Raw genomic sequence first — 19117 nt, 5'->3', positions numbered from 1 at the left:
TTTATAGACATTTTTAGATAAATGGTCAAAATTGAAAATAAAAGGATTAAAACGATGATCGTCTGGCAACACGAAGGCTGCTCAAGCTTATAGCATTATTTTTATTTAATGATTCTTGAGCTAAAAGCACTCAGCTCAAGAAAAGTAACAATTTTTCGAAAATGAAGATTTATGTCGCAACAATTAACCCAACATCCAAATCACGGATGGTTTTTACAAATTCATCACTCGGCTGTTGATCGGTAAAAATACAATCCACTTGCTTCAGAGAACCTAAACGAATCATGGCATTACGACCAAATTTACTGCTATCCGCAGCCAAAAATACCTGACGCGCACTGGATACAATCTCTTGGGATACACATACTTCTTGGAAATCAAAATCTAGCAAAGTACCGTCTTCTTCAATCCCACTAATCCCGACCAAGGCATAATCTGCTTTAAATTGCTTAAAGAAATCTGCTGTGGCCTGACCAATTACCCCACCATCTGGACGCACGCGCCCACTGGCAATCAATACCTCAAAATCCTCTTTGGTACTGAGGATTTTGGCGACATTAAGATTATTGGTAATGATTCTTAAACCAGTATGGTTCAACAACGCATGTGCAATTGCTTCGGTTGTGGTCCCAATATTGATAAATAAAGAGGCATGATCTGGAACGGCTGCTGCAACAGCGGCAGCAATTCGTCTCTTTTCTTCTAACATATGCCCCACACGCATCGTATATTCAGTGTTTTCCACACTCGAATCATGCGCTGCACCACCATGATAACGCCGTAACAACCCCTCATCCGCCAATTGATTAATATCACGACGGATGGTTTGGGGCGTCACATCAAAATGCTGAGCAAGTTCTTCAATACTGATATAGCCACGCTCTCTCACTAATTCGAGGGTTTTTTGTTGGCGTAGTATCAAGCTCATGCTCATCCATCCTGTGTTGTTTTAAGTCATACTAAAAGGTCTATTTTAGCTTAATCTTCAGCCCAATCACGAGTGCGTCCGACTGCTTTTAACCAACCTTTATAGAGTTTTTCAGTCACATCCTGACTGCACTCTGGCACAAAGGTATTTTCGATGGTCATTCTACTCTTCAATTCATTTAAATCCGACCAGAAACCGACCGCCAAACCCGCCAAGAATGCTGCACCCATCCCCGTGGTTTCTTTCATCGCAGGGCGTTCTACTGAAGTGCCCATGATATCGGCTTGGAATTGCATCAAGAAATTATTGGCGGTTACACCACCATCGACACGCAAGGTACGTAATTTCTCACCTGAATCTTGCTGCATAGCATCTAATACATCACGCGTTTGGTAAGCAATCGACTCTAGTGTGGCACGAATAATATGTTCGATACTTACACCACGAGTAATACCCAAGATCGCACCGCGTGCTGTCGGATCCCAATACGGCGCACCTAAACCTGTAAAGGCAGGTACAACATAGACTCCATTACTGTCTTTCACTTTGGTTGCGTAATATTCAGAATCATGCGAATCATTAATCGCTTTCAGTTCATCGCGTAGCCACTGCACACATGAACCACCATTGAACACTGCACCTTCCAATGCATAGTTCACTTCACCACGTGGACCACATGCAATCGTAGTTAATAAACCATGATCAGATTGAACAATGCGCTTACCCGTATTCATGAGCAAGAAGCAGCCTGTACCATAAGTATTTTTGGCTTGACCCGCTTCAACACACATTTGTCCAAACAATGCAGCTTGTTGATCCCCTGCGATACCCGCAATTGGAATCCCAATTTCTTGACCACTAATGGTATGTGTATAACCGTAGACTTCAGAAGAACCACGAACTTCAGGCAACATCGCTTTAGGAATATTTAACGCTTCAAGCAGTTTATCGTCCCATTCAAGCGTTTCGATGTTGAATAACATCGTACGTGATGCATTGGTATAGTCAGTCACATGCACTTGGCCATTGGTCAATTTCCAAAGCAACCATGTATCGATCGTACCAAATAAAAGCTCGCCACGTTCTGCACGTTCACGGCTGCCTTCAACACGATCCAAAATCCACTTAATTTTAGTTGCAGAGAAATATGGATCAAGAACCAGACCAGTGACTTTATGAACGTAATCTTGCCAGCCATCTTGGCGCAGTTGATTACAAATTTCATTGCTTTGTCGGCTTTGCCATACAATTGCATTGTAAATAGGTTTACCTGTCTTTTTATCCCAGATGACAGTGGTTTCACGTTGGTTGGTAATCCCAATCGCTGCGATTTGTTCGCTAGAAATACTGGCTTGCGCTAAAGCTTCAACCCACACTGCACTTTGAGTCGCCCAGATTTCCATTGGATCATGCTCAACCCAACCTGGTTGTGGGTAAATTTGCGTAAATTCACGCTGAGCAATACTGATGACATTCGCATCGTGATCCAATACGATCGCACGTGAACTCGTTGTACCTTGGTCAAATGCAACCACGTATTTTTTTTGACTATCTGTAGAGATCATGACATACCTATCCAGACTTGCTTATGTATAGTGCAATAAATTAAACGCCCGTTAAAAAACGGGCTCCAATACTGCAAAAAAGCAATGACTTCTGTATTAAATAAAAAACTTGGCAGATTATATGCAAAATTGTTCGAAAACGAAAATTCTTTCTTTAAAATTGAAGCTAAAAATCGATGAATAGCCTGTGTTTTAAAGATTCCTCACAATAAAAAACTTATTTTATGCGATACTGAAACCAGAAATAACAGGACCATTGATATGAAAAAAACCTATTTATTGTTAATTATGAGCAGTGCTCTTGTTCTTGCAGCCTGTCAAAGTAGTCCACATCAATACAATGGCACAACGGGCTATCAAATCGAAAATAAAACTGCCACATCTGCAACTGTTGCTTATACACTCGCCGCACGCAGTAATAGCGATTTGGATGAGAAAAAATTACAACATGCATGTAAGCAAATTTTAGGTGCGGACAAAACCTATAAACTTGCAGTACTCAGTGTCAATGAAATCATGAACCCAACCCAACAAGAACAATACGGTGTCAAATTAGGCAACAGTCGGACAACTTTTGGCTTATCAAATTCACCTGATTTAAATAATAGTGAAGGCTATGCAACCCGTCAGGCACTTGAAACTCGCCCAACCACACTGAAAGTGGTTCGTTATACCTGCTCTTAATCGAATAGATTGACGACTAAAAATGGATGTATTCCATCATCAGGAATACATCCATTTTATTTTATCCCTTTAAAACATCATGAATAGATAAGTCTTTATCAAATACGGATTTTGCAAAAGGACATAAAGGAATCACCTTCACTTGACGTTCACGGACAAATTTAATCAGTTCGTCTAACAACTTGCGCCCTACGCCTTGCCCACGAAATTGATCATTCACATCAGTATGATCAATAATGAGCATACTATCTCCTGCCCAAGTGTATGCCATTTCCCCCGCGAGCACCTCGCCCTCAAAAAGCTTAAATGCACCATGTTTTCCATCATCAACCTGTTGAATACCCATACACTTTCCCTTTTTCCATCAAAACAATATCTTTAAGAATAGCCACCAAAGACCATCTATTTATTTCATTTGAATGTTTTAGCATGTGCAATGAGGAGATTGTGTTGAGATTTGATAATCACAACACAATGTATTTTTGATAGAAATTGTTTATTTTATTTGGTGCGATAAAAACTGACGTTTCTGAACTCTTTGGCTTCATCCAAGTCTGGCCAAGTCGTTGCACTACGCTCATCAATTTTAAGGTATTGGGGATGGCTGAAATTTTTGACTCGACTGTCCGCAACCCACACTTCAGGCGCAAACTTTAAGAATTCATCCAAAAAGAAGCGATTGGATTGGTCATACAATACATCTGCAGCCAGTAATACATCAACTTGCTCGGACTGATACAAATCGTCCAAATACTCAAGTTCAACATCATTCAATAAAGCATTTTCACGACAAGATGCGAGACTGATTGGATCAATATCACAACAAATCACCCGTTTTGCGCCTGCCATTTTTGCCGCAATCGCCACTACGCCTGAACCAGCACCAAAGTCTAAAACGACTTTATCTTTTACATGATGAGGCTCGGCCAATAGCCATTGTGCCATCGCTAGACCCGAAGCCCAGCAAAAAATCCAATACGGCGTTTCATTCCAAATCCGTCGAATCACTTCATCGTCTAAGCGATCTGTTGGGAACACTGGTGGAATCAACCAAAGCGAAATCGGTGTTTCTGGTAACTGTTGTGCCAACAGATCCGTGTTTGGAATCACCTCATGCAAGGCTTTAAGCAATTGCTCGGGTGCTTTGGCAAATTGAAAAGTACAGCTCATATCTGTTTAGTTCTAAAAAAACCCCTCTTCACGAGGGGTTATTAATCATCTTTACGCTAATGCTTTTTCAGCAGCTTCTACAGTTTGACGAATTAACGTAGTGATCGTCATTGGGCCTACGCCACCTGGTACAGGTGTATAAGCAGAAGCAATCTCTTCGATACCGACCAATTGGATATCACCGACGCCACCACCATCACGTGGATGGAAACCTGCATCAACCACAACTGCACCTTGTTTAATCCAATCTTTTTGGATCAATTCAGCTTTACCCACCGCACCCACAACAATATCAGCTTGCTTCACCAATTCAGGCAGGTTTTGTGTACGTGAATGGCAAATCGTCACCGTTGCATTGGCTTGTAATAACATCATCGCCATTGGTTTACCTAAAATAGCAGAGCGCCCCACGACAACTGCATGTTTACCCGCGATTTCAATTTTGTTTTCTTGCAAAATGGTCATGATACCAGCAGGTGTTGCAGAACCATATGCCGCTTCACCCATTGCCATACGGCCAAAACCTAAACAAGTCACGCCATCGACATCTTTTGCTAATGAGATTGCATCAAAACATGCTCTTTCATCAATCTGTTCAGGTACTGGATGTTGTAACAAGATTCCGTGTACATCTGGATTGGCATTTAATTTTTCAATTTCAGCCAATAATTGTTCAGTTGTGGTTTCTTTTGAAAGTTCAACTTTCAATGAATCCATGCCCACACGGCGACAAGCATTGCCTTTCATACGCACATAAGTTGCAGATGCACCATCATCACCAACCAATATCGTTGCCAAGATTGGGGTACGCCCCGATTTTGCTTTTAATGCTTCTACACGTACCAACAAATCCGTTTCAATTTGTTTTGCTAATGCACGACCGTCTAAAACCAATGCCACAGCGCATCTCCAAAGTGGGTATGAATCAATTGCGTAAATAATACATGATAATTTGAGCAATATTCTTTTAGATGTTGTTTTTATGTGCATATTCGCTATAAACACTATTGTTTTTTTTTTAAAGATTGCTAATATGTGCATCACCAAGAGATGGCGGGGTGGCAGAGTGGTCATGCAGCGGACTGCAACTCCGTGTACGCCGGTTCGATTCCGACCTCCGCCTCCATTGGTAAAGCCCGAGTGGTGAAATCGGTAGACACAGGGGATTTAAAATCCCCCGCCCACAAAGCGTGCCAGTTCGAGTCTGGCCTCGGGCACCATTTTTCAGCAAATGAAATATGGTGCAAATAAAAATCCAGCGTCAGCTGGTTTTTTTATGCCTAGAATTTGGATCACAATAAAAAAGCCAAGCACGACGACTTGACCTTTTCCCTCACTATTTAAATTTAAGCCACTTGCTGCCCTGTTTTCACTGGCAATAAATTTTTATCCAAACTCAATTGATAGCCACGTGTTTTATCAAGTGTATATTCAGGCTTTTTGACTGAATCCAGATAAATCCATTGTGATTGCACTTGAGCTTCATCAAACTGCACCACCAAATAACCTCTTTGATTCAAATTGCAGTAATTCAACTCATCAATCAATGTGGTGAATGCAAACTCAAACTGTTGCAACAGTGCCAGCGGAATATCTAAATATTTTTCTAAGCCTGGTGAAGATACTGAACTGGTTGCCAGCTCAACCCCAACAAATGCACCATCTTTGTTATATAGATTAGAAGACCATGCATTATGAGTATCCCCTGCCAACACCACCACTTTTTTCTTTAATTGCGCTAAAGTGCCATACACAATCTCACGCTCAACAGGATAACCATCCCATGCATCTAGGTTATAAGGTGCAACGGTTAGAACACGTGCTTTTTCTTGTGCGGTTAAACGAGGGTCGCCTTGTAATAAACGAATTTTGAGAGCCACCAATTCAGTGATTTGAGCATTCATTTTTTCTAAAGTTTCATCACTCGGATTCCCCGAAGTAATTTCTGCCAAAGCAAGTAGCAGCTCAGCAGGAACCAACATCTTGGTCATTAGAATCTGTTGTCCCAGAACATCCCAAGTTGCGGTTGAACTTTGTAAGACACCTACTATATTTTTTTCTTTATTCCCCAATAACCAATCACGTTGGGTATCTCCCATTAAAGTACGAGCAGGATCGGTCAAATCTGTCTGGAATTTTGCAATATCTAAACCATTCGCTGTCATATACTTGGCATAATCCAATTGCTCATCACGCGCAATAATTCGGGTATCCAACATCATTAAATTGACTAGCCCTCCAAAATCAAACTGACGATAAATCTTGGTGTGCTGATCATCAACAGGACGGATAGGCATCCATTCAAAATAAGCTTGTAAAGCCGCTAGCTTTCTTTCTAAAAACTTACCTTCATTCTTTGCTTCTGGTGTTTCTTCCGTATGATTCTCAGCCCCTTCACGCCATGCATCATTGGCTAACTCATGGTCATCCCAAATTACGATAAATGGATGACGATGATGCAAGGCCTGTAAGTCTTTATCTTTACGATAAAGCGCATAACGTTTGCGATAATCATTTAATTTGATAATTTCTGTATTGTTGTCTGCCTCAAGTTTACGAACAGCTTCATCTTTTGCATAACCATCTTCACCATATTCATAAATATAGTCCCCTAGATGAATTACCACATCGACATTTTGCTTGGCCATTTCACGATACACATGGAAATAACCCACGGGATAATAAGAACATGAACATACTGCAAAGCTGACTTGCGTTGTGCTGCTTGGCAATGTCTTGGTTTGACCCACGGGTGAAACTTTATCACCAAAGATAAAACGGTAGAAATAAGACTGATCTGGTTTTAACCCTGTGGCATCGACTTTTACAGTAAAATCGTACGCTGCAGTTGTCGTGACTTTATCGGTTTTAATGATTTGCTTGAATTGCTGATCTAACGCGATTTCCCAAGTCACTTGCAAACGTGCACTGCTATCATTCGGTGTCAAACGCGTCCATAAGATCACACGATCTTGTAATGGATCGCCACTGGCCACCCCATGTTCAAAGTTCACCTGTAATGCTGCTGTCTCTTGGTCTGAACTGTCATTACAGCCTGTAAATCCCGCAGATAAAGACAACGCCCCGAAACCGAATAGACTTTTTTGAATGAGTTCCCGTCGTGAAATTTTTGCTGTCATTTGGATAGCTACCTTAATTTTATCACTATAAGTAAATGATTGAAATTAATGGGCTTAGATGAAGCTTTGATCTCAATTTGATGAAAGAATCATGAAAATATGATGACAATGCTTAATTTTCATCAGATAAGCACATGAATTGATTGAAAAGAAAGCAAATAGCAAGTTTTGCTCTTGCCAAGTTTTAACGTGTCCTCTATTATTGCGCACATGCCCGAGTGGTGAAATCGGTAGACACAGGGGATTTAAAATCCCCCGCCCACAAAGCGTGCCAGTTCGAGTCTGGCCTCGGGCACCATCTTTCAGCTAATGAAATATGGTGCACATAAAAATCCAGCGTAAGCTGGTTTTTTTATGTCTGAAATTTAAGGTCTAGCACAAAAAAATGCCTTAATTAAAAAATTAAGGCATTTGATATTCTTGATTTAGAACAATACGTAATTATTCTACGCGAATAATTTTACCATTCTCATCATGATGTACGATGCTCACTTTCTGCTGACGTCCTACCTGAATCTCTTGCTCAGGTAATTCGAAATAACGCGCATAATCTGGCAAGGTCTTTTCAACAGCATGCTTTTTATGTACACGTTTGGCAGGTAACAGCCCCCACAACAACAATGCAACCGCGCACATAAATAATGCAGTCACCCCATGCTCAATGCCATCGCTAAATGCGGACATTAAACGCTGTGCAATATGGGTCTTTTGCAGCTCAACCAACACCCATACTAAAATAAATGGACGCCATAACAATAACCATCCCGCCCACATCATTGCGGTGGTTGTAGTTGAAAAATAACGTTTATGCCATGGGAGTTGGCGACGTACATCAATAATTAAACTGTCAGCTTTCATTGCTTATTACTCAGCAAAATGAATCTTTCCGATTCAACGAATTCCACGATCTGGGCTAATCCAACGGGCACGTTTCTCATCATTACGCAACAGCACCTTTGGAAAGGCGACGATTGTAGCAGTAATCGTGATCAACCAAAACACAAACGGGTACCAAATCATCCAATAATAATTTTTCCCTAGGCTTGGCTCATAACGACTATCCATCCATTTGCTTAAAGCAAACTGAATTAAACAGGTCGCACCTAATAAAATTCCACTACCGTATGGTAAAAATGGTGAACTCACCACAGCGAGAGCTGGAATTGCAAAGATAAAATGCAATAACCAGATCACCGCCATAATAAGCATCAAATATGACCAAATGAGTGTCAAACACAGTTCAAACATCAAAGGCCATAAAAAATTAAGTTTAGGCTTTAAAAACACATCAATATTTTTAACCAGCACCTGCGCCCCACCCATGGCCCAACGTAAACGCTGCTTCCATAAACCATTTAAGGTTTCAGGCATCAAAATCCAAACCAGCGCATTTGGCTCAAAGCGTACATCCCAACCTGCACGTTGTAATTTCCATGTGATATCAATGTCTTCAGTCAACATATTCGGTGACCAATAATCAACTTGATGCACTGCGCTTTTACGGAAGGCCGTAATCACACCCGATACGGTAAATAAGCGTCCAAATGTTCGTTGTGCACGTTTGATCATGCCGACAATCGAAGAGAATTCCCCCACTTGAATTCGCCCAAGTAAAGTCGAACGTGTCCGAATACGTGGATTACCTGTTACAGCCGCGACTGTTGGATCTTCCAGAAAGTGTCGTATCATCCATTTGGCAGCATGTGGATCAAGCAGAGCATCGCCATCAATCCCAATCAGGAATTCAGCATTGGTCATCAAGCTACCCGCTTGTAGCCCCATTGCTTTGCCTTGATTCTGTGCCAAATGTACGACACGTAATTTTTCATACTGCGTCGCTAATCGATCTAGTACTTCACCCGTATTGTCTGAACTACCATCATTAATCGCAATGACCTCAAAATTAGGATAATCCAATTTGAGTGCATGACTAATCGTTTCTTCAGCATTATCCCCTTCATTAAAACAAGGCACCAATACCGCGACTTTGGGGTACTCGGGCAAAGCTACAGGTTGCTGATAGGGTGGATCTTGACGCTCTTTCCAGTAAAAAATAATTGCCCCAACCATCCATAAATACGACATAAATAATGGATAGTAAAAAACAAACTTAATGGCATATGACCACAATAAAGCAATCCAACTCATCTACATTACTCGACTATGGTACTAATTGAGATGATTTTAGACTAAAAGCCTTATGCATAGTTTCTACATCTGGATGCCCTTTGATCGGATCATCTGGATAATACGCTACATGCATTGCACCTTGCTCATATAAAGACTTAATCGTCGCCGCCATTTCTTCAGACGGTACTTTTTGGTCATTGCGCCAGTTCACCGCCTGCAACTCCATCACGGTCTTTTTAATCCCATTTGGATACTGCTTCACACGATTCATGATATCGGAATAGAACTTAGCTGGATTGTCCGATTGTTCCATATAAGGCATCGCCATAATCGCTGTAAAGTCATAACGATTCAGCGATTGTTCCAAAGATTGCGCGTACCAATTTTCTGCATAGGCATTTAAAGCCACCTGCGCATAAAGATTACGTGCAGTCACAAGGAATGGTTGATACTGACGCACCTCTCCTGCAAGCTCCATGGCGAAATCATCTAGATAACGTGTTTTAAACGCTGTCCATTTTTGCAAATCTGCATCGTTGTCACGGATCTTCGCTAAATCTGTTGGTAAACCTTGTTTTGCATAAGCCGCTAATGCATCTGGGCTGGCATCTTCATAATCTGACAAAGTCACATCATCATGGAACAACAAGCCATCGAACGGCGTTGATTTAGCAAGATCTTGGTAAATCTCTTTAATGGTCTGACGTGCTTCTGGCGAGAATGGGCTGAGACGAAGATAGCCCATATTTAAGTGCTCACCTACTTTTGCTTGTTGGGTTTCCACTAAATCTTTCGACACTGGATCAGTCTTAGGCAGTTCCCAAGCCAAAAGTGGCATCCATGCATATAAACGCTGCACTGGCGTACGGGTTTGAATCTGCCAAGCCACACGATTGAACAAATCTGCACGCATTGGAATATGACGATTTGGGAAATACACCATATCGGCAGAACCATTGGCATCTGGATCAGAGAAAGCTTGTAAATATACGGTATTTACACCCATGCCATTAATACGGTCAATCAAATGACCTAGATTACGTTCTTGCTGTTTGGTATCTGGATCATAAATATAGTCTAAATCGACATGCATAATTTTTTGCGGTCGATTGTTATCATTCAAATTCAATTCGCGATTCTTAATCTCTTGCGCCAAAGCACTGGTCGACATATTGCCCTGAATCAAAATACGGCTCATATTTTGTAGCGATTGTTTGGCGTGGTCTGCCCCATCATCCAAGGTGATGGTAATCGGCATACCTAACTGCTTAGCCGTTTGCACCAATTGCATATTATAACGACCATAAGGCCAGACCATCACGCGTGGTGAACGTAAACCGTGTGCTTTTAATAGATCATTATTGGTTTTTAAATCTTGATAAACCCGTGCTTGATACACTGCATCACTTTCATAGCTCTTGGTTTTCGGATCATAAATACGGGTGATGGCTGCAGGTTCTGAATTTCCTTGTGGATTACCATTAACCCCTTGATGTAGATGATAACTGTGACTGGCAATTTCAACCAAACCACTGTTTTGCATTTCCTTGAGTTCATCCCAACTCAAGATTTTATTGCGCTCAATCGGCTCACCACCAAAATCAACTTTTTGACCTGCTTTGGGCTCTAACCATGAACCAACTACAGCCAAAACCACAGGGATCTTTTTGGCACGAATAATCGGATACGCATTTTGATAAAAAGACTGATAACCATCATCAACCGTCAACAAAATAGGTTTACTCGGTAATTTATATTTACCTTGATGCGCTTTGATCAGTTGATCGACATTAATAAAGTGATAACCATTCTTTTGTAACCAGTCGATATGCTCCCCAAACTGCTTCGCAGTCACTGCATAGCTTGGAATCAGTGCATCTTTGCGATCTGTAATTTCGTGATACCCAATGACGGTCAATGTAGTCGCATCGATTTTTGGATTTGCCGCAAAAGTTGTGGTGCTGGCAACCACCCCAAACACAAGACCTAAAAAAGTTTTTAACGTCGGGGACACTAAACGTGTTGTCATAGAGATATCGTCTCAAGATTAGAAATTCGCTGATCGCAGATCATGCCTATACCATCTTACAGTTTTATGGATAAATAAGATGTTTTTGAATGGTCAGCGGGAAGTACGGATTGTATTTATAATTTTAAAAACTGAAAATAAACTTAAATGCATTTTTTATGATATCAATCACATTTTAACTGAATATTTTTTGTCAAAAAATAATAAGCCCCTGTTCCATCTTTTAGATCAGGGGCTTTGAACAATTTTTGAATGATTAATACTGAATTAACTGAAAATTAGGATCATCTGCAAGTTGCTGTAAATAGTGACGCTCTTTTTGATAAAAATATTTATTCAGACGATTCACCCACTCACCACGGCGGAAAGTCAGTATCTTTTTATGCACACCATCATATTCCAGCAGTACAACATTACTATCATTCTCACCTGCCGCTAAGCGCGTTATTTTATAGTCATGCGGTGCATACTGATGTGAAGGCTGTAACGACCTGAGAATTTCAATTTTATAGTCACCATCAATCCAGTAATGCTTATCGATCAAGGCCTTTTCATTCACCCAAAAACCCGTTTGTGCGCCATCATGAGTATCGATCAGAAAAAAATGATCTAACTCTCTTAACAATTCCGATGCCGTGATATCCAAATAATCATTCATATCGACCTCTATACACTCAAATTTTTATCGTTGCTTATTGCCGCATTTTTATAATGGATAAACTATAAGTGACATCTTCCCCGATCGCCTTATAGTGACCTAAAGAGCAAACTTTCATGACCTTAGAATCAACACTTGTGATTCAAAAAATGAAGGCTTTCAGAAAAATTGCTCTTTTAACTCAAAGATATACAGGACTGTATATAGAGAATCAATATTTTTTTCCTGGGCTGCAATAAAATTCAGATGAAAGAAATATTTTTAAAAATCAAAACTTTATTATAGGTTTATTGATATTATTTTATGCTTATGATTTTAAAGCGATTTAGTCCAAAAATCGACCAAACCGCTTTGTTTTTGACGACCAAAATGGTTATTCGTCGCGTGTTTTTACATCGAATAATTCAATTTCAAAGGTCAGATTGGCATTGGCTGGAATGATCTTGCCCATTTTACGTGAGCCATACGCCAAATGTGCAGGGACAATCAATTTACGCTTTCCACCCACACGCATACCCATGATACCTTGATCCCAGCCCTTAATCACACGTCCAGTACCAATCACCGTTTCAAAGTAATTACCGCGATCAAGTGACGAATCAAACTTGGTTCCATCTTCTAACCAACCCGTATAGTGGGTCGTGATCAAAGCACCACGAACCGCTTCTTTACCTTCGCCTACTTTCAAATCAATAATTTCTAATTCTGTACTCATCTCTATCTCTCCAAATCACTCAAGCTAAATTATTGCAATTGTTGCCATTGAATGTCGACCTGACCTTTGTCGCTTAACAATGTCCATTCTCCATCCATAATATTCAGCTGCAATTGCATAGTACGTTCGCATAAACCCTCAAGTGCTTGCGTGGTTTGTGGGGCCAATTGCCACACTTGCACATTGCTTAAGGTTTTAATCTTGGTATTCTTCTGCCACCAATCATCCGATTGAGAGCCATAAGTCACAACTGCAACACTCTTGCAACGCGCACTCGCCTTTTTCACTTTATCTTCAGATGGACAACCGACTTCGATCCATTTCTCTAACAGCCCTGTCAGGTCTTTTTGCCATAACGCAGGTTCATCTGTTTCAAATAAGTCTTTGGTAAACTCTAAACGTTCATCGGCAAAACGAGCATAAGCCAGAATACGAACCATTAAACGCTCAATGGTTTCAGAGGGGTGCTGAGCAAGAGTGAGCTGATAATCTGCATAGATATGCTCATCCATATTGGCAATATTGAGGTCTGCCTTATATATTGTTGCTTTTAACGCCATAAACTAAACTCTTAAATACAGTGTTCTCAAATTTGGCGCTAAGCATACTCTATTTTACCAAGAAGCATGTGCGATTTGATCATTAATCGGATCGATACGGCACTGCAATAATTGTGTTTCAAAAGCGAGCCAGTCATGTGCTGACTGACAAATCACTTCAATTCGATTATCAATACTCTCTTCCGCCGACTTATAGTTAAATTGCTGCGGATTAAAATTAAAACTTTTCCAACCTTGATCGGTATTAAATATACCCTTAATTCGCACCCAGTCTTGTTGCTCACACAACACATCCAATAAATCATGAAAATTAAACTGCCAGCGTTTCGGCAATTTCCAACCCGCGACTGTATAACCCTGAGCTGTTTCAACATAATGATAAGGGAGTTGCTTTATCTCTGGTTTTTGCTCTACAGCTTGCGTTTGTTGCAATCTTAATAAAGGTTGAATCTTACGTTGTATAGGTTGTTGTTGAATGTCCAATTGTTGAATATCCACTTGTCCATTTTCAGCTTCAATCCAATACTGAACATAAGTTTCATACTCCTGTTTTAAATCTGCATAAGCTTGATGATCTGCTGCTGTCATACAGTCGATATGCGACAACACAACAATTTGTGCTGCTTTTAATTGATCGGTATATAGATTCTGTTTCACCCAATCCTGATCATGCAGGCGACTCCCATCCACAACAATCACCAAAGCGCGCATTGCCAAACTGCTCTGCCAATGCGGTTCAGTCAGTTGTTCCAATAATTGCGCAGGATGCCCCAAACCTGTGGGCTCGATAAATAAACGATCAGGTTTGCTTTCACTAAGTAAGCGAGAAAGTGCAATCTGCATTGGCAACTGGCTGCTACAACACAAACAACCTCCCAATAGCTCTTTCACCGCATAGCCTTGCTGCTGGCTAATAAGTTGTTGGTCAACCCCAATCTGCCCAAACTCATTCATCAAAACGGCCCATACTTCATTTTCAGGCTTCTGAGTCAGTAAATGCTGTAATAATGTGGTCTTACCTGCGCCCAAAAAGCCAGAAATAATATGTGTAGCAACAGTTTTGGGGGCAAGAAGTTTCACGACACACTCTAATTCGGAATTTATTTCATTCTAAAGAGAAAAATCGATGAAATAAAATAAAGAATGTTTTTTTCGTATAATCGGACTCAAAAGCTATTAAATAAAAATAAAGAGACACTCATCACACATTCAATCTAAAAATTTTATTTAAAAATAAAATATAAATGGTTTATTCAATTAACAACTTTTTAGAAAATTAAGGCTAGTGTTTAAAACACGTAAAATTATAGGTTATTTTCTAACCACAAAAACATATTTCCATACATTTTAATCCTTAATTTCTTCATGCTGTTTTACATAGCAACTACATAAAGCGATTCAATATTTCATATTGTTAAGATAGGCGTAATAGATTGTTAAGAACATTGCCGCAAATACGTTTGGCACATAGCATGAACCTCATGCCGAAATTGAGAGATTGGAATTAACCAACCCTCCTATTGAGGTTGTTATTTTAAATGAAATAAGGATGCCTAAAATGAAATTTATCAAAACTGTTCTTGCAACTACACTTACTCTTGCAGCAGCTTCTACATTTGCAGCACCAGTAGAACAACAAACTGAAGAAAAGGTTGTTGTTTCAACTCAAGAGCAACCTGAAACTCAAGGTCAAGCTGCAACTGATGCAACAGCAACTGAAGCACCTGCATCTACACCTGCGCCAACAAACTAATCAGATCTTAAGGTTCCTCCAGACCTTTAGACCAACATTTGTAATGATTTAAAATTTATTTCATTACAAATGTAAAAAGATCGAACCATGCTGCGGTTCGATCTTTTATTTTTGGAGAAAGAATGTATGAAAAAATTAACACTGCGTTGTTTTTTTAAACATACTGCATGAAGGTTGATGAACTTCTTGCAAGCGTGTTGCCTTACGCTGCTCTGCTGCTTCAAAGCGGCAACGTTTCCATTCAGTATCTAAATTTAATTGTGGCACTTCTTTTGGCTTACGCTGCTCATCGACTGCAACCATGGTGAAATAACAGGTATTGGTATGACGGATGGTACGCTTCTGAATGTTTTGTGCTTCAACACGAATACCGATTTCCATCGAAGTACGCCCAACATGATTCACGCTAGCCAAAAATGTCACCAGCTCTCCCACATAAATGGGTTCTTTGAAATTAACGCGATCCACTGATAAAGTCACAACATAGCTGCCTGAGTATCGGCTTGCACAAGCATAAGCTACTTGATCAAGTAACTTTAAAATCGTTCCACCATGAACATTACCTGAAAAGTTGGCCATATCAGGTGTCATCAAAACGGTCATTGTAAGCTCTGACTGGTCATCAGGTGCTTGGTTTGCTTGATCTAATTGATACATGGGAAGAGCTCATAGAGAATACAACATGATTATTATCGTTTATTCATGGGTATAAACATATGCGCAAAACGATAAAACATCATCAATTCTTTTTATGATCTTGTTATAGTTTAATTCAAAATAATGACATCCCAAGTATTTTTGATTCAGTGCGTTCTCATAAGAAAGAGAATGTTTAAATAAAATACTTGAGACGTGAAAATCTGGACTTTATACCATTCAACTCAGATTGGCTGAACGAATCAGTCCAATAATACCGTTTACAATCATATCAATTGCAATCGTACCGATCAGCAAAGCTGATAAGCGTCCGACAATATCAAAATATCGATCGATATATTTTGCATGCTTATAGCGTAAATGATCATGACCAAACTTCATCAGGATCAAAATACTACAGGTTAAAATCAAGGTAATTGCAATCACGGCCATGGCACCTGTAAAAGGTACACTCACTCCTGTGACCACCGCTGCACTAATTGTGCCTGGACCAATCATAAATGGCATCGCGATGGTACCCGCCAGATGCTCAGGCGCACCACGCATTTCTCCGATCGTTTCCGCACCTTGGAATACGTAACGATAACCGATCACCAAGAAAATTAAGCCACCAAAAATTTGAAAAGATTCGAAACGAACATTCAAATAACGACTAAAAATATTCTCACCACCCCAGGCAAATAGAATAAACACCCCAAAGGCAATCACACTCCCCTGTATCAAGGCTTTACTAAATACCTTTGCATCGGTATTACGGATCATCCCGACCATGTAAACACTCATCAGAAAGGGATTAAGCAATGAGAAAAATAATGCAAACGCATGAATATAAGGAGAAAACATAACAGTCTCTTTAATCTGCGGAAAATTTTAAATGCCTGTAATCACAGGCAAAATTTAGAATCGCATACAAAATTAATTTAGGGCTTGTTTGCAACTTACAGTGGCATTCTTTAACGAATCATCTTTATTCAGATCAAGATTAACCCCTAGCCCCAATAAACTCATGTGAATGTTGGCCTTGCTGTTATTCAGCTCTTTGACTTTAAACTTAACCCCTTTATCACTGTACAGCGTGTTATCAACCAACTTTACCTGATAAGACATGACTTCCTTACGGTCATCCATACACAGCATCCCGCGGCCTTGACGGTTCAGATTTAACGCAACAGATGCAGCCCCCACCTCCCCCGTCCAATTTCCTGAAAATGGAATTTGTGTTGTGCTGAGTTGGTTAAATTGAGCAGGAGACATTGTCGTGATTGAAGTACAGCCAACCAAACCAAATACCAAAATAGCGGGTAATAAAATATGCTTCACAACCATCACCTAAAACGATCAAAATCAAATAATTGTTATCATTTTCCCATATTAAGGCCTTTTTTGATTTGTACAGCATGTATATGACTAGTATCAGAAATGTAAAAACATTAAATAATTCTGTGATACCACAGCTATATTCAAATTTTGTACGAGATAAAAATACATCTACCAATAAAATATTTAATTCTTTGATGCAAAATAATCTGAATGATGGCATAAATAATTAACCATCAAAAATAATAAATTTTTCTTGATTTTTAGCTCAATCATCTGTAGATTTTCTTTTTGAACGAGTAATTCAAATGAATTTCCAATCTATATTTGAAACGTTTCAAACTCTTCCGAATGGAACAGATGCCTACCAACAATTAAAAAATCAATGTGAACAAGCCATTGCTGCTGCTGAGCATCCGCTTGAATACAACGCTTTATTTCTCATTTATGGTTTTGCAAAAAACTATGTCCTACTCTATGAAGATCAAGCTGTCACACCAGTTTTCGCAGACAAAGTAAAAGCACAAATTATAGCTTATATGCATGAGCTCAATGAAGCATTGAGCACGAAAGATGCTGCCCTTATATTAACAGCCTTAAATAATGTCTCTAAACAATATATTGAAAGCTCTAGAATTTTCTAATCACTGTAGTCCAATAAAATATTTAGGCTTGATTTAGTTTTGACATTGCTTTTAAAAATTCATTAGGTTTAATTTCGCTCATTAAATGATTTAGAAGCAATGTTAACTCATGTATTTAAAATTCTTAGGCTATATACGATATAATAGTTTTTATTGTTATCCTATTCACTTAGGCCAAAATTAATCGAGCGTGATTTACAATATGCTCTGTTAAAAGCTGTAATGGCTTTGATTGTTGATCCCAATGATGCCAATACAGTGGAATATCAATTCTAATATCAGGTAATAACCCAACCAATACTTCTGCTTTATTGTCATTATTCAGTTGCAGCTCGGGCACCATGCCATAGCCTAACCCCAATTTAATGGCTGTCACAAAAGACTCTGATGATGGAATTAAATGACAAGGATAAGTACCTTTCATCAACCCATAGTTTTTTTCAAGAAGATCAAAATGCATCCGATCTTTTTCATTAAATATAATGGCTGGTGCAGCACGTAAACTTTCTCGGTGAACGCCTTCAGCAAACCATTTCCTTGCAAATTGCTCTGTCGCCATCATTTGATAACGCATCAAACCTAAATATTCCGCACGGCAACCGCGCATGGGTTGATCTTCAATCGAAATACAGGCACTTACCGTCCCTTTTTCTAACAATGAATAGGTATGAGACTGATCATCCGTTCTCAGCTCAATCACAATCTTTTCTTTCAGCAACACTCCCTTTAATGCAGGAAGTAACCATGTCGCTAAAGAGTCCTCATTTGAGCCAATCACAGTCTTAAAAAAGTGTGACTCCCCACCACCCGTCAAACCATGCAGCAAGTTTTGTTCTAAACGTCGGATGTGCTGTATATGTTCGAATATCTGCTGACCTGCTTGTGTTAAGACACAAGGGCGACCCCGAATCAGCAGCAGTTGTCCCAATTCTTTTTCAAGTGCCTGCACCCTTAATGTCACCGCTGATGCAGTAATACAGAGCTTGGCACCTGCTTGTTCAAAGCTACCATTTTCAGCAACCGCAAAAAATGCTTCACATTGTTTATTGTCCAGCATAAAAACCTTAAAAAATTTTAGGAAAATTTAAATAAGCTTAATCTTACTGAATTTTAAAAATAAAAAAAGATGATCACAATCAGTAAATGTTCTATTTGAAAAAACTTCCA

At 39.6% G+C, this 19117-nt stretch carries 20 protein-coding genes and 3 tRNA genes; 6 read left to right on the top strand and 17 right to left on the bottom strand.

What is annotated here, in order from left to right; all coding sequences use genetic code 11:
• Positions 1-169: 169 nt before the first annotated feature.
• Both F909_RS19385 and glpK read right to left on the bottom strand, forming a co-directional pair.
• Entirely contained in the window at positions 170-928 is a 759-nt protein-coding gene (locus F909_RS19385; protein ID WP_005144847.1) for a DeoR family transcriptional regulator, read from the bottom strand.
• Between the two features lie 50 nt (positions 929-978).
• Entirely contained in the window at positions 979-2493 is a 1515-nt protein-coding gene (gene glpK, locus F909_RS19390) for a glycerol kinase GlpK (RefSeq protein WP_005144845.1), read from the bottom strand.
• A 261-nt stretch (positions 2494-2754) separates the two neighbouring features.
• On the opposite strand from glpK, the gene F909_RS19395 reads away from it, so the two are divergent.
• A complete protein-coding gene (locus F909_RS19395; protein WP_005144843.1) occupies positions 2755-3177 on the top strand; it encodes a hypothetical protein in 423 nt (140 codons plus the stop codon).
• Positions 3178-3238: 61 nt separating this feature from the next.
• On the opposite strand, the gene F909_RS19400 is transcribed toward F909_RS19395, so the two are convergent.
• The 3 genes from F909_RS19400 to folD form a co-directional block, all read right to left on the bottom strand.
• On the bottom strand, positions 3239-3523 hold the full coding sequence (locus tag F909_RS19400) for a GNAT family N-acetyltransferase (RefSeq protein ID WP_005144840.1): 285 nt from the start codon (positions 3521-3523) through the stop codon (positions 3239-3241).
• 155 nt (positions 3524-3678) lie between these two features.
• The gene (locus F909_RS19405) at positions 3679-4347 is read right to left on the bottom strand and encodes a class I SAM-dependent methyltransferase (protein WP_005144839.1); all 669 of its coding nucleotides are present in this window, start codon (positions 4345-4347) and stop codon (positions 3679-3681) included.
• A 51-nt stretch (positions 4348-4398) separates the two neighbouring features.
• On the bottom strand, positions 4399-5247 hold the full coding sequence (gene folD, locus F909_RS19410; RefSeq protein WP_005144837.1) for a bifunctional methylenetetrahydrofolate dehydrogenase/methenyltetrahydrofolate cyclohydrolase FolD: 849 nt from the start codon (positions 5245-5247) through the stop codon (positions 4399-4401).
• A 152-nt stretch (positions 5248-5399) separates the two neighbouring features.
• Here folD and F909_RS19415 point away from each other — a divergent pair.
• Both F909_RS19415 and F909_RS19420 read left to right on the top strand, forming a co-directional pair.
• A tRNA-Cys gene (locus F909_RS19415) sits at positions 5400-5473 on the top strand.
• Positions 5474-5481: 8 nt separating this feature from the next.
• Positions 5482-5567, top strand: a tRNA-Leu gene (locus F909_RS19420).
• A gap of 126 nt (positions 5568-5693) precedes the next feature.
• Here the strand turns inward: F909_RS19420 and F909_RS19425 are convergent.
• Positions 5694-7487, bottom strand: a complete 1794-nt coding sequence (locus F909_RS19425; protein ID WP_005144834.1) for an alkaline phosphatase D family protein — start codon at positions 7485-7487, stop codon at positions 5694-5696.
• A gap of 212 nt (positions 7488-7699) precedes the next feature.
• Between F909_RS19425 and F909_RS19430 the strand changes: the two genes are divergently transcribed.
• Positions 7700-7785, top strand: a tRNA-Leu gene (locus F909_RS19430).
• Between the two features lie 143 nt (positions 7786-7928).
• Here F909_RS19430 and pgaD read toward each other — a convergent pair.
• From pgaD to F909_RS19465, 7 genes are all read right to left on the bottom strand, one after another.
• Entirely contained in the window at positions 7929-8345 is a 417-nt protein-coding gene (gene pgaD / locus F909_RS19435; RefSeq protein ID WP_005144830.1) for a poly-beta-1,6-N-acetyl-D-glucosamine biosynthesis protein PgaD, read from the bottom strand.
• Between the two features lie 33 nt (positions 8346-8378).
• On the bottom strand, positions 8379-9635 hold the full coding sequence (gene pgaC, locus F909_RS19440) for a poly-beta-1,6-N-acetyl-D-glucosamine synthase (RefSeq protein WP_005144825.1): 1257 nt from the start codon (positions 9633-9635) through the stop codon (positions 8379-8381).
• Between the two features lie 13 nt (positions 9636-9648).
• The gene (gene pgaB / locus F909_RS19445; protein WP_005144821.1) at positions 9649-11646 is read right to left on the bottom strand and encodes a poly-beta-1,6-N-acetyl-D-glucosamine N-deacetylase PgaB; all 1998 of its coding nucleotides are present in this window, start codon (positions 11644-11646) and stop codon (positions 9649-9651) included.
• A 256-nt stretch (positions 11647-11902) separates the two neighbouring features.
• Positions 11903-12304: a hypothetical protein gene (locus tag F909_RS19450; RefSeq protein ID WP_005144819.1), complete on the bottom strand. Its 402-nt coding sequence runs from the start codon at positions 12302-12304 to the stop codon at positions 11903-11905.
• A gap of 373 nt (positions 12305-12677) precedes the next feature.
• Positions 12678-13019, bottom strand: a complete 342-nt coding sequence (locus F909_RS19455; RefSeq protein WP_005144817.1) for an FKBP-type peptidyl-prolyl cis-trans isomerase — start codon at positions 13017-13019, stop codon at positions 12678-12680.
• A 29-nt stretch (positions 13020-13048) separates the two neighbouring features.
• The gene (locus F909_RS19460; protein ID WP_005144816.1) at positions 13049-13579 is read right to left on the bottom strand and encodes a YaeQ family protein; all 531 of its coding nucleotides are present in this window, start codon (positions 13577-13579) and stop codon (positions 13049-13051) included.
• A gap of 54 nt (positions 13580-13633) precedes the next feature.
• A complete protein-coding gene (locus F909_RS19465; RefSeq protein ID WP_005144815.1) occupies positions 13634-14659 on the bottom strand; it encodes a CobW family GTP-binding protein in 1026 nt (341 codons plus the stop codon).
• Positions 14660-15137: 478 nt separating this feature from the next.
• Here F909_RS19465 and F909_RS19470 point away from each other — a divergent pair, with 478 nt between their 5' ends.
• Positions 15138-15332 (top strand): hypothetical protein, encoded by a 195-nt coding sequence (locus tag F909_RS19470; RefSeq protein ID WP_004801506.1) that lies wholly within the window; start codon positions 15138-15140, stop codon positions 15330-15332.
• Positions 15333-15467: 135 nt separating this feature from the next.
• Here F909_RS19470 and F909_RS19475 read toward each other — a convergent pair whose 3' ends face one another.
• The 3 genes from F909_RS19475 to F909_RS19485 form a co-directional block, all read right to left on the bottom strand.
• Positions 15468-15989, bottom strand: a complete 522-nt coding sequence (locus F909_RS19475) for an acyl-CoA thioesterase (protein ID WP_004801507.1) — start codon at positions 15987-15989, stop codon at positions 15468-15470.
• Between the two features lie 219 nt (positions 15990-16208).
• Positions 16209-16832, bottom strand: a complete 624-nt coding sequence (locus F909_RS19480; protein ID WP_005144814.1) for a MarC family protein — start codon at positions 16830-16832, stop codon at positions 16209-16211.
• Between the two features lie 72 nt (positions 16833-16904).
• Positions 16905-17315, bottom strand: coding sequence for a J517_1871 family lipoprotein (locus F909_RS19485; RefSeq protein ID WP_005144812.1), 411 nt, complete (start codon positions 17313-17315; stop codon positions 16905-16907).
• Positions 17316-17614: 299 nt separating this feature from the next.
• Here F909_RS19485 and F909_RS19490 point away from each other — a divergent pair, with 299 nt between their 5' ends.
• Positions 17615-17950, top strand: coding sequence for a hypothetical protein (locus F909_RS19490; RefSeq protein WP_005144811.1), 336 nt, complete (start codon positions 17615-17617; stop codon positions 17948-17950).
• A gap of 169 nt (positions 17951-18119) precedes the next feature.
• Here the strand turns inward: F909_RS19490 and F909_RS19495 are convergent, their stop codons facing one another.
• Entirely contained in the window at positions 18120-19007 is an 888-nt protein-coding gene (locus F909_RS19495; protein WP_005144808.1) for an ArgP/LysG family DNA-binding transcriptional regulator, read from the bottom strand.
• Positions 19008-19117 lie beyond the last annotated feature (110 nt).

The organism is Acinetobacter sp. ANC 3929 (assembly GCF_000369405.1).
Classification (GTDB): domain Bacteria; phylum Pseudomonadota; class Gammaproteobacteria; order Pseudomonadales; family Moraxellaceae; genus Acinetobacter.
The sequence above is the reverse complement of the archived record's forward strand: the minus strand, read 5'-3'. Positions and strand labels throughout refer to the sequence as shown.

What these genes read in the sequence shown, in the direction of transcription:
- F909_RS19405 (WP_005144839.1), bottom strand. Translation starts at nt 4,347, where the DNA reads ATGAGCTGTACTTTTCAATTTGCCAAAGCACCCGAGCAATTGCTTAAA.
- F909_RS19475 (WP_004801507.1), bottom strand. Translation starts at nt 15,989, where the DNA reads ATGTATCAATTAGATCAAGCAAACCAAGCACCTGATGACCAGTCAGAG.
- F909_RS19490 (WP_005144811.1), top strand. Translation starts at nt 17,615, where the DNA reads ATGAATTTCCAATCTATATTTGAAACGTTTCAAACTCTTCCGAATGGA.
- F909_RS19450 (WP_005144819.1), bottom strand. Translation starts at nt 12,304, where the DNA reads ATGAATGATTATTTGGATATCACGGCATCGGAATTGTTAAGAGAGTTA.
- pgaC (WP_005144825.1), bottom strand. Translation starts at nt 9,635, where the DNA reads ATGAGTTGGATTGCTTTATTGTGGTCATATGCCATTAAGTTTGTTTTT.
- F909_RS19460 (WP_005144816.1), bottom strand. Translation starts at nt 13,579, where the DNA reads ATGGCGTTAAAAGCAACAATATATAAGGCAGACCTCAATATTGCCAAT.
- pgaD (WP_005144830.1), bottom strand. Translation starts at nt 8,345, where the DNA reads ATGAAAGCTGACAGTTTAATTATTGATGTACGTCGCCAACTCCCATGG.
- F909_RS19470 (WP_004801506.1), top strand. Translation starts at nt 15,138, where the DNA reads ATGAAATTTATCAAAACTGTTCTTGCAACTACACTTACTCTTGCAGCA.
- F909_RS19385 (WP_005144847.1), bottom strand. Translation starts at nt 928, where the DNA reads ATGAGCTTGATACTACGCCAACAAAAAACCCTCGAATTAGTGAGAGAG.
- F909_RS19395 (WP_005144843.1), top strand. Translation starts at nt 2,755, where the DNA reads ATGAAAAAAACCTATTTATTGTTAATTATGAGCAGTGCTCTTGTTCTT.
- pgaB (WP_005144821.1), bottom strand. Translation starts at nt 11,646, where the DNA reads ATGACAACACGTTTAGTGTCCCCGACGTTAAAAACTTTTTTAGGTCTT.
- F909_RS19455 (WP_005144817.1), bottom strand. Translation starts at nt 13,019, where the DNA reads ATGAGTACAGAATTAGAAATTATTGATTTGAAAGTAGGCGAAGGTAAA.
- F909_RS19400 (WP_005144840.1), bottom strand. Translation starts at nt 3,523, where the DNA reads ATGGGTATTCAACAGGTTGATGATGGAAAACATGGTGCATTTAAGCTT.
- glpK (WP_005144845.1), bottom strand. Translation starts at nt 2,493, where the DNA reads ATGATCTCTACAGATAGTCAAAAAAAATACGTGGTTGCATTTGACCAA.
- F909_RS19495 (WP_005144808.1), bottom strand. Translation starts at nt 19,007, where the DNA reads ATGCTGGACAATAAACAATGTGAAGCATTTTTTGCGGTTGCTGAAAAT.
- F909_RS19425 (WP_005144834.1), bottom strand. Translation starts at nt 7,487, where the DNA reads ATGACAGCAAAAATTTCACGACGGGAACTCATTCAAAAAAGTCTATTC.
- F909_RS19480 (WP_005144814.1), bottom strand. Translation starts at nt 16,832, where the DNA reads ATGTTTTCTCCTTATATTCATGCGTTTGCATTATTTTTCTCATTGCTT.
- F909_RS19485 (WP_005144812.1), bottom strand. Translation starts at nt 17,315, where the DNA reads ATGGTTGTGAAGCATATTTTATTACCCGCTATTTTGGTATTTGGTTTG.